Consider the following 12,208-nt stretch of genomic DNA (forward strand, 5'->3'; position numbering starts at 1 on the left):
TGATCCAGCCGCTGGCCCACGGCGCCGACATCGTGGTGCACTCGGCCACCAAGTACCTGGGCGGGCACGGCTCGGCGATCGCCGGTGTCATCGTCGATGGCGGCACCTTCGACTGGACGCAAGGACGGTTCCCCGGCTTCACCACGCCGGACCCCAGCTACCACGGCGTCGTGTACGCCGAGCTGGGCCCGCCCGCGTTTGCCCTCAAGGCTCGCGTGCAGTTGCTGCGCGACCTCGGTTCGGCGGCATCGCCGTTCAACGCGTTTTTGGTCGCCCAGGGCCTGGAAACGCTGAGCCTGCGGATGGAGCGCCACGTTGCGAACGCGCAGCGGGTCGCCGAGTTCCTGGAAGCCCGTGACGACGTGCTGTCGGTCAACTATGCGGGCTTGCCCAGCTCGCCGTGGCACGAGTTGGCAAAGAAGTTGGCCCCCAAGGGAACCGGCGCGGTGCTGGCTTTCGAGCTGGCCGGTGGCGTGGACGCCGGTAAGGCGTTCGTCGACGCGTTGCAACTGCACAGCCACGTCGCCAACATCGGCGACGTGCGGTCGCTGGTAATCCACCCGGCGTCGACCACCCACGCGCAGCTCAGCCCCGCCGAGCAGTTGGCGACCGGCGTCACGCCGGGCCTGGTAAGACTGGCCGTCGGCATCGAGGGAATCGACGACATCCTGGCCGATCTGGAGCTTGGCTTCGCGGCGGCGGGGGTATACAGCGCCTCATCGCAAAGCGACCCGCAGACCGTGGCGGCGTTCTGAGGAGCTTAGGACTTGACGATCTCCGACGTGCCCACCCAAGCGCTGCCCGCCGAAGGCGAGATCGGCATCGTCGATGTCGGCGCGCTGACGCTGGAGAGCGGTGCAGTGATCGACGACGTGCATATCGCCGTGCAGCGCTGGGGGGAGTTGTCGCCGGCGCGCGACAACGTGGTCATGGTGCTGCATGCGCTCACCGGCGACTCGCACATCACCGGGCCGGCCGGACCCGGGCATCCGACCCCGGGCTGGTGGGACGGCGTTGCCGGGCCGGGTGCGCCGATCGACACCAACCGGTGGTGCGCGGTGGCCACCAACGTGCTGGGCGGATGCCGGGGCTCGACCGGTCCCAGTTCGCTGGCCCGTAACGGAAAGCCTTGGGGCTCAAGGTTTCCGGTCATTACGGTGCGCGACCAGGTAGAGGCGGATATCGCCGCGCTCTCAGCACTGGGAATAACCGAGGTGGCCGCGGTCGTTGGCGGGTCCATGGGTGGCGCCCGAGCTTTGGAGTGGATCGTCGGATACCCGGAACGGGTGCGGGCGGGGCTGCTGCTGGCTGTCGGTGCCCGCGCCACCGGTGACCAGATCGGCACCCAGACCACCCAGATCGCGGCCATCAAGGCCGACCCGAACTGGCAGGGTGGCGACTACTACGACACCGGGCGGTCGCCCGACGACGGGCTGAAGATCGCTCGTCGCATCGCGCACCTGACCTACCGTGGCGAGGTCGAACTCGACCGACGCTTCGCCAATGACGCACAGCCGGGCGAGGACCCGTCGGGCGGCGGCCGCTATGCCGTGCAGAGCTACCTGGAACACCAGGGCGACAAGCTGCTGGCCCGGTTCGACGCCGGCAGCTACGTGACCCTGACCGAGACGCTCAACAGCCACGACGTCGGTCGCGGCCGCGGCGGCCTGCACGCGGCGCTGACCAGGTGCCCAGTCCCCACGGTGGTCGGCGGCGTCACCTCCGACCGGCTCTACCCGCTACGTCTGCAGGACGAGCTCGCCGAGCTATTGCCAGGATGCGACGGGGTGCGGGTGGTCAAGTCCGTCTGCGGACACGACGGCTTTCTGGTGGAAGCCGACGCGGTCGGTGTCTTGATCCGCGAGACCCTCGAACTGGCCGACAACGCGCGCACAAGGCATTCCAGGTGACGCGATCCAGGCGCGCCCGCTCGCTGTCCTTTGGCTCGGCCGCGGCCGCCTACGAGCGGGGACGTCCGACATATCCGCCGGACGCGATCGACTGGCTGCTGCCGACGGGTGCGCGCCAGGTGCTCGACCTGGGAGCGGGTACCGGCAAGCTGACCACCCGGCTGGTCGAACGCGGCCTGGACGTGGTGGCCGTCGACCCGGTACCGGAGATGCTGGAAGTGCTGTCCGCGTCGCTGCCGCAGACCCGAGCCCTGCTCGGTACCGCAGAAGAAATTCCGTTGCAGGACAACAGCGTTGATGCGGTGCTCGTCGCCCAGGCGTGGCACTGGGTCGATCCGGCCCGGGCGATTCCGGAGGTGGCCCGGGTGCTGCGACCGGGCGGCCGGCTGGGCCTGGTGTGGAACACTCGCGACGAGCGGTTGGGCTGGGTGCGCGAATTGGGCGAGATCATCGGCCGCGACGACGACCCGCTGCGCGATCGCGCGACGCTGCCCGAGCCATTCAGCGAGGCGGAGCGTCATCAGGTCGAGTGGACGAATTACCTTACCCCGCAAGCCCTTATCGATCTCGTGGCATCGCGGACCTACTGCATCAACTCCCCTGCCGAAGTGCGCACTCGGACGCTGGACAAGGTCCGCGAACTGTTGAGAACCCATCCGGCGCTAGCCAACTCCAATGGCCTTGCGCTGCCTTACATTACGGTGTGCGTGCGAGCCACGCTGAACTGATCGACGAGTAGTTGCACATGTTGCGAGTCGTGGTCGGGACGTAGTCGTCCGGTCCGGCCGAGGGTGACCAGCCCGTGCAACGCCGCCCAGAAAACTTCGGTGAGCGTGTCGGCGTCCTCGTCTGTGTCGTGTTCTGCGTCGTGTTCTGCGTCGTGTTCTGCGTCGTGTTCTGCGGCCGTCCCCTCGACCGCTTCTCGCAACCGGGCGAACGCCGCCTGCAGCTGCGGCGGCGTGCTTTCGGCGGCGAAGCGCAAAGTGGTGGTTCGAGTGAACATCGCGTCGTAAACGGCCGGGTTGTCGCGGGCAAAGTCCAGGTAGGCGCGCGCGACTCGAGTCAGGGCATCGCCCGCGGCGCTGGCTGCTAATGCGGCGGCGCACACGTCGGCGAGTTCGCCGAAGCCTTCGATCGCCACCGCCTCCGCGACTTGTTCCATGCCGGCGAAGTGCTTGTACAGCACCGGTTGGCTGTACTCGATCTCGGTGGAGAGCCGACGTGTGGTGACTGCGTCCCACCCTTCGGTTTCGGCCAACTTACGGGCCGTGTCGATGATCAACCGCCGACGCGCGGCCCGCTCACGTTCCCGTCGGTCCTGAATTGCCATGCCGTGATTCTAGCATTGCTTGAATTTCTAGCGACGCTATTGACAGGCCGGGTCCTAAGGGTTAGCATTGCTAGCAGTTCGTCTGATGGGAGTAACTACATGGTCCTTGACCTCACCCGCTTCGCCGCGCTGATCGCGGTGCTGGCTAACGCCGTCGTCTACGGCACCGACGTGTTCTGCGCGACGGTCATGCGCCCGGCGTTGGCATCGATCGGCGACAACACCCTGGTCACGGTGATGGGAAGCGTGCACCGCTACGGGGACCGGCGGATGCCGGTACCCGGAGTGCTCGGCCTGCTTGCCGCCCTGGTCAGCGCGGTGCTGGCCGCGGCCAGCGCATATTGGACGCACGCGATCGCGGCGGGCATCGCCGTACTGTTGCTGTCCATCTGGCTGGTGGTCTACCTGCGGGTGAGCGCACCGCTGAACAAACAGCTCACCGCGGCAGCCGATGCCGGGCGTCAGCTAACGAACGGGCGGGTGCTGCAGCAAAGTTGGGACCGCGTCATCGGCGCCCGCGCTTTGTTGCAGGGTCTGGCGCTGGCCGCTCTGTGCGTGGTTCTGGCGTCCTGATGCTGCAACTGAGGATTTACACCCTGCGCTCACCCGAAGCGCTGCGGCGGTACGCCACGGTTCACTGGGCTCGGCACCTGCCCACCTTCCGGACTTTTGGCATCACCACGCACGGGGTGTGGACGGAGCGCACCGGCGGCGCGAATCGGCTCGTCGCGCTGATCCGCTACCCACCTGGCGTCGAACCCGAACAACTCACTCGGCGGGTCATGGCCAGCCCGGAGTTCACCGCCGACATGGCCGGGTTCGATGTCGAGGAGATCGTCGACGTCCAATCGGTGCTGCTTGACCCTCTATTTTCGTCGCAGGAGCTCTCGGCATGACCGCAACCATCGGCTATACGCTCGCCGGACTCATCGGCGCGGGCATCGTCTTCATCGGTGCACGATTCATCGTCGCGCCGCGCGTGGCTGCCGCCGGCTACGGCGTGCAAGCCGATCAAGCCACTGACGCCTACCTGAGCGTCAAAGGCATCCGCGACATCGCGTGGGGGATCTTCGTCTTCATCCTGATCGCCGCGGGTGCCACGCACCTGCTCGGCTGGGTGATCCTGGCCGCCACGATCATTCCGCTGGCCGACGCGATCATCGTGCTCCGACACGGCGGCTCCAAGACGATCGCGGTGGGCGTCCACGGCCTCACCGCCGTCGTCATGCTCGCGACTGCCACGCTGCTGCTTATCTCCTGAGCCAGCTTTCGCGGCGACCCGGCGGCTGGGGCCAGGCCGAAGTTAGAAGTCGAGCCCGGAGTACATCACGTGATTCGGGTCGTACTGCTGACGAACAGCGGTCAGCCGCGACAGGTTCGAGCCGAAATACCGCGCCGCCGAGGTGTTGGGCTCCAGGTAGTTGACGTAGCCGCCAACCGAAGACTGCTTCACCGTCTGGTGTGCGGTGGCGATCCAGGTGCTGGCCGTCGAGGTCTGCCCGCTCCCGTTCTCCACGTACCACTGCGCCACCGCGGCCTGCTGACGCCACGGAAAGGCCGAGTCCGCTGCGTCCACATCGCCCACCGCACCGGAGAGCGTATCGACGATCACCGACGCACGACCCCCGTCCGGCGGGAATTTGCCGAGCGCGGCGACGATAGCTTGCGCCGCAGCCGAATTCATCGTGCCGATGACGTCGGAACCCGCGACGAACCCACGCGGCGAACTCGTCGAACTGCCGCCGGCCAGATACATCACCAGATTCATGTGCGTCATCGTCTTGTGCTCAGTTGCGGTGGGCGCCGCTCCGACGGCGGACTTGATGGCGTCGGCCACTGCCTGGCCCGACCCGGCGGGGCAGGTCGCCAGCACATGGCAGTTGCCCTGTGAGCCGCTGACCGACAGGTCGACCAGGCCCCAGGTATTCCGATCGGCAGCAGCCAGCCAGGACTGCCAGCCGGTGAGCACTTGTGCGCCCGCCGACGGGGCGAAGTCGACGCGGACCACGTCGGCGTCGGCGGTGGGGAATGTGGTGAAGGTCAGCGACGTGGTCACACCGAAATTGCCCCCGCCGCCACCGCGCAACGCCCAGAACAAATCCGGGTTCTGCTCTGCCGACGCGGTCACCGTCTGTCCCGTTGGCAACACCACCGTCGCCGACCGCAGCGCATCGCAGGTCAGGCCCGCATGCCGGGAGTCGGCGCCCATTCCGCCGCCGAGAGTCAGGCCGGCCACGCCCACGGTGGGGCAACTTCCGGCGGGAATCGCGCGCCCGGCACCGGCCAGGGCCTGGTTGATCGCATAAAGTTCGGTCGCCGCAGGCACCGTCACGGTGCCCGCGACGTTGTCGACGTTGACCCCGCCCTTCAGGCCGCGCAGATCGAGCACCATCGTCCCGTTTGCCGCCGACGCGCCGATATAGGAATGCCCGCCACCACGCGGCGCGATCTTGAGCTTGTTCGCCGCCGCGAACCCCACCGCCTTCTCTACGTCCTGCTGCGACGTGACCACCACGACCGCCGCCGGGCTCGAGGAGTTGTAGTTCGAGTTGAACACCTGCTTGCCGGTGGTGAAGGAAGCACCGTCGGCGGGCAGCAGCACTCGGCCGCCGATGGACGAGGCCAGACCGCTCCACGCGCCGGTGGGTTCGGCCCACGTCCGCGCCGTCGGAAACAGCGCCGTAGTCGCCAACGCGCCGACCGCGCCGCGCAGAAAGTTCTGGCGAGAGATCATGTGCCGCATTGTTAATCGCGACGGCGTCGAAAGCGGTTGTCCTCCAACGTGTCGCAGCACAGCGTGATGAGATCGTGTCGTTACCGCACCCGAAACGCCCAGGCGGCCAAACCTTTATGCCATCGTGTCCGGAAAGAGACCGCCATAGACGAAGGTTCGTAGGGTCTCCAACACGAGGGAGCTGAGATGTTGTCCTGGCGCAATCAACCACTGACGATACGTCTACTGGCCGGCACCGCCGGCCTGCTGACCGCGGCCTCGGCACTCGCCGCTCCCGCTGAGGCGAGTCCCGTCGACGACGCGTTCATCACCGCGTTATCCAACGCCGGGATCAACTACGGCGATCCGCTCAACGCCGAAGCGCTGGGCCAGTCCGTCTGCCCGATGATGGCCCAGCCGGGCGGCAACTTCGCCGCCGCTGCGAGCCGCGTCAGCGGCAACGGCATGTCGCCCGAGATGGCCAGCATGTTCACCACCATCGCGATCCAGATGTATTGCCCCTCGGTGATGGCCGACGTCGCCAGCGGCAAGATGCCCGGAGCTCTGCAACAGATCCCCGGGATGGCGGGCATTCCGGGCCTGGCCAACATCCCGGGCCTGCCCGGCTAAACGCGCATCGCACCCCGGATGCGAGCCTAGCCAGTACCCAGCGGGTCAATCGTCCACGCGACATAGACCATCGCGGCGCCGACCGACGCGGTCGTCAAGAAATCAGTTCCGCGGTTGCGCACCACCAGCAGGCCGGCCCGCTCCTCGGGCAGGGCCAAGCGCAGTGCGGCAGCCACGCCGACACCGATGCCGATCAGCAGCGCCCCGCGGCGCCAGAAGTTGGCCCCCGCGAGCACGAACGCCACCAGGAAAATGAGCCCGACCAGCAGGATCGGCCATTGGGCGCGGACCGCCCGCCCCAAAATGGCCCGCACCGTCATTGTTGTTCGGCCAGCTCGACGACATTGGTCAGCAGGAAGGCGCGGGTCAGCGGCCCCACCCCGCCGGGATTGGGCGACACATGGCCGGCGACCTCCCACACGTCGGGATGCACATCGCCGGCCAGTTTGCCGTCCACCCGGCTGACGCCGACGTCGACGACCGCCGCGCCCGGGCGCACCATGTCGGCGGTCAACATGTGCGGCACGCCGACCGCCGCCACGATGATGTCGGCCTGCCGAGTCAGGGCGGGTAGGTCACGAGTTGCGGTGTGGCACAACGTCACTGTGGCGTTCTCGGAGCGGCGGGTGAGCAGCAGCCCCAACGGCCTCCCGACCGTCACGCCGCGCCCGATGACCACCACGTGCGCTCCGGCGATCGGTACGTCGTAGCGCCGCAACAGGTGCACGATGCCCCGCGGGGTGCACGGCAACGACGCCGGGGTGTTGAGCACGAGTCGACCCAGGTTGGTCGGGTGCAGGCCGTCGGCGTCCTTGTCGGGGTCGACGCGTTCCAGCGCCGCGTTCTCGTCCAGCTGCCTGGGCAGCGGCAATTGCACGATGTAGCCGGTGCACTCTGGGTTGGCGTTGAGCTCGTCAATCGTTTCGTTGAGCGTGGCTGTGGAAATGTCGGCGGGCAGATCGCGGCGGATCGACGTGATGCCCACCTTGGCGCAGTCGGCGTGCTTACCCCGCACGTAAGCCTGGGATCCCGGGTCGTCGCCGACCAGGATGGTGCCCAGTCCCGGCGTACGGCCGGATTCGGTTAACGCCGCGACCCGTTTGGTCAGGTCGACGAAGATTTCGTCACGGGTGGCCTTGCCGTCCAGCGTGATTGCGCCCACGCCTGACAGTCTTTCATGCCCGGCGAGTAGGCTCCCGAAGATGCCAGCTGAGACAGCCCCTCAGGCGGCCCCAGACGTCCTCGCGCCCGCCAAACTGGGTCCGCTCACGCTCCGCAACCGCATCATCAAAGCCGCCACCTTCGAAGCCCGCACGCCCAATGCACTGGTGACCGACGACCTGATCGAATATCACCGCCTACCCGCTGCCGGCGGCGTTGGTATGACCACCGTCGCCTACTGCGCCGTCTCCCAAGGGGGGCGCACCGAAGGCAACGGGATCTGGATGCGACCGGAGGCCGTGCCGGGATTCCGTCGCCTCACCGACGCGATCCACGCCGAAGGCGCAGCGGTCAGTGCACAGATCGGGCACGCCGGTCCCGTCGCCAACGCCCGCTCCAACAAGGCCACGGCGCTAGCCCCGGTTCGGTTCTTCAACCCGATCGGCATGCGGTTCGCCAAAAAGGCCAGCCGCGAGGACATCGACGACGTGCTCGCGGATCACGCCCGCGCGGCACGGCACGCCGTCGAAGCAGGGTTCGACGCCGTCGAAATCCATTTGGGGCACAACTATCTGGCGAGTTCGTTTCTGTCTCCCCTGATCAACCGGCGCACCGACGAGTTCGGCGGTTCGCTGGCCAATCGCGCCAAAGTGGCCCGCGGCGTGGTGATGGCGGTGCGTCGCGCGGTCGATCAAGGGCCGCGTCAGATCGCGATCACCGCCAAACTCAACATGTCCGACGGCGTCCGCGGCGGCATCTCCAACGAAGAGGCGATCACCACGGCCAAGTGGCTGGAGGAAGACGGTGCACTGGACGCGATCGAACTGACCGCCGGCAGCTCACTGGTCAACCCGATGTACCTGTTTCATGGCGACGCCCCAATCAAGCAGTTCGCCGGGGCGTTCAAGCCGCCGCTGCGTTGGGGCATCCGCATGACCGGCAAGAAGTTCCTGCGCGAATACCGTTACCGCGAGGCGTATCTATTGCGGGAAGCAAAGCTGTTCCGCGCCGAACTGAAGCTGCCGCTGATTCTGCTCGGCGGGATCACCAACCGGGAAACGATGGACCTTGCGATGGCCGAGGGCTTTCAGTTCGTGGCAATGGGACGGGCGCTACTGGCCGAGCCCGATCTGATCAGCAAGATCGCCCGCGACGGCGCCAGCGTCCACTCGGTCTGCACGCACTGCAACCAATGCATGCCGACCGTCTACAGTCGCACGCACTGCGTCCTCACCGGCGCACCCGATCGGAATCCGCTTCCCCACGCCGTGCCCCCTTCGGTGCAATCGCCCACGGATACCTAGGAGCTAAAGTTGGTGCGATGCCTCCACCCGCGCCGCCTGCGCTGACCGTTCGGTACGACGGGTCGGAACGCACCTTCGCGGCGGGCCACGACGTGGTCGTAGGCCGCGACCTGCGTGCCGACATGCGTATTACCCATCCGCTGATTTCGCGCGCCCACTTGTTGTTGCGGTTCGATCAGGGCCGTTGGATGGCGATCGACAACAACTCCTTGAACGGCACCTATGCCAACGGTCGGCGGGTACCGGTCGTCGACATCACCGATGGTCAGGCCGTAAATATCGGAAACCCTGACGGCCCGCTGCTGATCTTCGAAGTGGGACGCCATCGCGGGCCGGCCGGACGTCCGCCGCAAACCGAGTCGCTGCCTCTGGTGCAGCCGGGTGGTCCGTCCTCGGCCGCGGTGACCACGCACGGGCCCGCACATCACCAGGCGGCGCCGTCGTCGACCCGGCAGCCGAACTGGAGTGGGCCACCGTCGGGTCGGCCCCATCCAGGCGGGCCGCCGCCGCCCCCGCCGGGGCAACCCATGTATCCGAGCAGCGCGGCGCCCTGGTCCCCGCCCGGCTACCCGGCGAGCGCGCCACCGTCCCACCCGGCCCACCAGCCGGGCTCGTCGGCACACATTCCGCCGGGTCCGCGCCGTCCGCCACCGCGGCAGCCCGGGCCGCCGGTCGGGGCAAAGCCACCCGAACAGGGCAATATCGCCACGAAGATGTTCCAGGCCCTGTTGGGAACGGGTTCGCACGCGGTGCCCGCGGGTTCGGTCACCATCGGCCGCTCCACCGACAACGACATCGTCATCCAGGACGTGCTCGCCTCACGTCAGCACGCATTCCTGACGCTGACCCCGCTCGGGGCGGAGATCCGCGACAACAACAGCGTCAACGGGACGTTCGTCAACGGGGTCCGGGTGGGGTCGGCGATCCTGACCGAAGGCGACGTGGTCACCATCGGCAACGTCGACCTGGTGTTCACCGGCGGCACCTTGGTGCGCCGCACCGCGGCGGCCACCCGAACCGGCGGCCTAGAGGTCAACTCGGTGACGTTCACGGTCGAGGGCGGAAAGCAACTGCTGGACCACATTTCGCTGACCGCCCGGCCCGGCACGCTGACCGCCATCATCGGTGGGTCCGGCGCGGGCAAGTCCACTTTGTCGCGGCTGATCGCCGGCTACACCAGCCCCAGCACCGGCAACGTGACCTTCGAGGGCCACGACATCCACGCCGAGTACGCGTCGCTGCGCAGTCGGGTCGGCATGGTCCCCCAGGACGACGTCGTGCACCGCCAGCTGACGGTCAACCAGGCGCTTGGGTACGCCGCCGAGTTGCGGTTGCCACCGGACACCAGCAAGGCCGATCGGGCGCAGGTCGTCGCCCAGGTCCTCGAGGAACTCGAGCTGACCAAGCACGCCGATACCCGGGTGGACAAACTTTCCGGCGGTCAGCGCAAGCGCGCGTCGGTGGCCCTCGAGCTACTCACCGGGCCGTCGCTGCTGATCCTCGACGAACCGACCTCCGGCCTGGACCCGGCGCTGGACCGGCAGGTGATGATGATGCTGCGCCAGCTTGCCGACGCGGGCCGCGTGGTGCTGGTGGTCACGCACTCGGTGTCCTATCTCGACGTGTGTGACCAGATTCTGTTGCTGGCCCCCGGGGGTAAGACCGCGTTTCTGGGTGCGCCCGATGACATCGGCGCGGCGATGGGCACCACCAACTGGGCCGACATCTTCACCAAGGTCGGCGCCGACCCCGATGAGGCCAATCGCCGCTTCCTGGAAGGCAACCGACAACCGGAACGTCCGTCGCAAGCCAGTCCGGCCGCCGACCTCGGGGAACCGGTGCACAACAACGGGTTCCGCCAGTTCTCGACCATTGCCCGACGGCAGGTGCGGCTGGTGATCTCCGACCGCGGCTACACGGTCTTCCTGGCGTTGCTGCCGTTCCTCATCGGTGTCTTGACGCTGACCGTGCGCGGCAAGACCGGGTTCGACATGGCCGATCCGTTGAGCAGCGCGCCCAACCAACCCGGGCAGATCCTGGTCATGCTGAACGTGGGCGCGGTCTTCATGGGCACCGCGCTGACCATCCGAGACCTCGTCGGTGAACGTCCCATCTTCAAGCGCGAGCAGGCGGTCGGATTGTCCACCGGCGCGTATCAGGCCGCCAAGATCGTGGTGTTCTGCGCGTTCGCCACCATGCAGGCGGCCATCGCCACCACCATCGCGATCATCGGCTGGGGTAAGCCGCTCTCGAACGCGGTGCTGCTGGGCGACGTGCGCTTCGAGCTGTTTGTCACCGTCGCCGCGACCTGTGTGGCCTCGGCGATCCTGGGCATGGCGTTGTCGGCGATCGCCAAGTCGCAGGATCAGATCATGCCGCTGCTGGTAACCGCAATCATGTCGCAGCTGGTGTTCTCCGGAGGCATGATCTGGGTGACGAACCGCACCGTACTCGACCAGTTGTCGTGGGCGACGCCTGCCCGCTGGGGCTACGCGGCAGCGTCGTCCACCATTGACGTCCACCGCCTGACACCGGGCCCGACCGATCCCAAGGATCAGCACTGGGACCACAAGGCCAGCGCGTGGCTATTCGACATGGCGATGCTCGCCGTGTTGTGCATGGTCTACAGCACCATCGTGTGGTGGAGGATTCGGCTCAAGCGCCGCTAGACGGCGGTGGGCGAGCCCCATGCGGGCGCTTAGGGTAAGGAGATGACCGGAGCCCAGCAGCCCGTGCTGACCGTCCGGGCCGGTCCGGCTCAGCGGACCTTCGCCACTGGCCGCGACGTGATTGTGGGCAGCGACCTGCGCGCCGACCTGCGGGTGGCACATCCGATGGTGGCCCGGGCGCATTTGCTGCTGCGTTTTGAGCAGGGCAGTTGGATTGCGATCGACAACAATTCGCCCAACGGGGTCTTTGCCAACGGCAAACGCGTACCGCTGGTCGACATCTACGACGGGCTCACCGTCAACCTCGCCAGGCCCGACGGGCCGCGCGTCACGTTCGAGGTCGGGCATCATCATGGCATCGTGGGGCTGATACCGGCGACCGACCGGATTCCCACGGCAGCTCCACCCGGCCCGCCACCGCCGGTTCCGCGCGCCACTCTAGTGGCCTGTCGGTGCAAACCTTCCTGCGCGGCATCCACGTTGTGGACTAC

General features: G+C 67.4%; 13 protein-coding genes and 2 pseudogenes. 11 read left to right on the forward strand and 4 right to left on the reverse strand.

Translation table 11 applies throughout. The features are described 5' to 3' along the window. The 3 genes from A5634_RS08860 to A5634_RS08870 form a co-directional block, all read left to right on the forward strand. Window positions 1–755: PLP-dependent transferase (locus A5634_RS08860; RefSeq protein WP_172831667.1), on the forward strand; the 755-nt coding region annotated here is incomplete at its 5' end. A gap of 12 nt (window positions 756–767) precedes the next feature. Next, the gene (metX, locus tag A5634_RS08865; RefSeq protein WP_065143676.1) at window positions 768–1,910 is read left to right on the forward strand and encodes a homoserine O-acetyltransferase MetX; all 1,143 of its coding nucleotides are present in this window, start codon (window positions 768–770) and stop codon (window positions 1,908–1,910) included. Beyond that, window positions 1,907–2,638, forward strand: coding sequence for a class I SAM-dependent methyltransferase (locus A5634_RS08870; protein WP_065143677.1), 732 nt, complete (start codon window positions 1,907–1,909; stop codon window positions 2,636–2,638). The genes metX and A5634_RS08870 overlap by 4 nt, the downstream gene beginning before the upstream one ends. Here A5634_RS08870 and A5634_RS08875 read toward each other — a convergent pair. Continuing rightward, window positions 2,602–3,240, reverse strand: coding sequence for a TetR/AcrR family transcriptional regulator (locus A5634_RS08875; protein ID WP_065143678.1), 639 nt, complete (start codon window positions 3,238–3,240; stop codon window positions 2,602–2,604). The two genes, A5634_RS08870 and A5634_RS08875, sit on opposite strands and share 37 nt — an antisense overlap. A 99-nt stretch (window positions 3,241–3,339) precedes the next feature. Between A5634_RS08875 and A5634_RS08880 the strand changes: the two genes are divergently transcribed. From A5634_RS08880 to A5634_RS08890, 3 genes are read left to right on the forward strand one after another with little or no spacing between them, the layout of a single operon-like run. Beyond that, a complete protein-coding gene (locus A5634_RS08880) occupies window positions 3,340–3,813 on the forward strand; it encodes a DUF1772 domain-containing protein (protein ID WP_065143679.1) in 474 nt (157 codons plus the stop codon). Beyond that, complete coding sequence (locus A5634_RS08885; RefSeq protein WP_065143680.1) at window positions 3,813–4,136, forward strand: NIPSNAP family protein; 324 nt, start codon at window positions 3,813–3,815, stop codon at window positions 4,134–4,136. The genes A5634_RS08880 and A5634_RS08885 overlap by 1 nt, the downstream gene beginning before the upstream one ends. After that, window positions 4,133–4,501 carry a DUF4267 domain-containing protein gene (locus A5634_RS08890; protein WP_065143681.1) on the forward strand — a complete coding sequence of 123 codons (369 nt, stop codon included), beginning with the start codon at window positions 4,133–4,135 and terminating at the stop codon, window positions 4,499–4,501. The genes A5634_RS08885 and A5634_RS08890 overlap by 4 nt, the downstream gene beginning before the upstream one ends. A gap of 42 nt (window positions 4,502–4,543) precedes the next feature. Here the strand turns inward: A5634_RS08890 and A5634_RS08895 are convergent, their stop codons facing one another. Next, entirely contained in the window at window positions 4,544–5,983 is a 1,440-nt protein-coding gene (locus tag A5634_RS08895; RefSeq protein ID WP_065143682.1) for an FAD-dependent oxidoreductase, read from the reverse strand. A gap of 177 nt (window positions 5,984–6,160) precedes the next feature. On the opposite strand from A5634_RS08895, the gene A5634_RS08900 reads away from it, so the two are divergent. Continuing rightward, the gene (locus tag A5634_RS08900; protein WP_065143683.1) at window positions 6,161–6,583 is read left to right on the forward strand and encodes a DUF732 domain-containing protein; all 423 of its coding nucleotides are present in this window, start codon (window positions 6,161–6,163) and stop codon (window positions 6,581–6,583) included. Between the two features lie 26 nt (window positions 6,584–6,609). Here the strand turns inward: A5634_RS08900 and A5634_RS08905 are convergent, their stop codons facing one another. Further along, window positions 6,610–6,903 (reverse strand): DUF3017 domain-containing protein, encoded by a 294-nt coding sequence (locus A5634_RS08905; RefSeq protein ID WP_065143684.1) that lies wholly within the window; start codon window positions 6,901–6,903, stop codon window positions 6,610–6,612. Continuing rightward, window positions 6,900–7,745 carry a bifunctional methylenetetrahydrofolate dehydrogenase/methenyltetrahydrofolate cyclohydrolase gene (locus A5634_RS08910; protein ID WP_065143685.1) on the reverse strand — a complete coding sequence of 282 codons (846 nt, stop codon included), beginning with the start codon at window positions 7,743–7,745 and terminating at the stop codon, window positions 6,900–6,902. The genes A5634_RS08905 and A5634_RS08910 overlap by 4 nt, the downstream gene beginning before the upstream one ends. Before the next feature lie 40 nt (window positions 7,746–7,785). Between A5634_RS08910 and A5634_RS08915 the strand changes: the two genes are divergently transcribed. From A5634_RS08915 to A5634_RS29295, 4 genes and pseudogenes are all read left to right on the forward strand, one after another. Then, window positions 7,786–9,048, forward strand: coding sequence for an NADH:flavin oxidoreductase (locus tag A5634_RS08915; RefSeq protein ID WP_065143686.1), 1,263 nt, complete (start codon window positions 7,786–7,788; stop codon window positions 9,046–9,048). A gap of 17 nt (window positions 9,049–9,065) precedes the next feature. Then, window positions 9,066–11,717, forward strand: coding sequence for an FHA domain-containing protein (locus A5634_RS08920; RefSeq protein WP_065143687.1), 2,652 nt, complete (start codon window positions 9,066–9,068; stop codon window positions 11,715–11,717). 42 nt (window positions 11,718–11,759) lie between these two features. Further along, a pseudogene (locus A5634_RS08925) lies at window positions 11,760–12,146 on the forward strand (FHA domain-containing protein); the annotation flags it as partial. Then, a pseudogene (locus A5634_RS29295) lies at window positions 12,131–12,208 on the forward strand (hypothetical protein); the annotation flags it as partial. The pseudogenes A5634_RS08925 and A5634_RS29295, both read left to right, overlap by 16 nt.

Source organism: Mycobacterium asiaticum, from assembly GCF_001673365.1.
Classification (GTDB): Bacteria; Actinomycetota; Actinomycetes; order Mycobacteriales; family Mycobacteriaceae; genus Mycobacterium; species Mycobacterium asiaticum_A.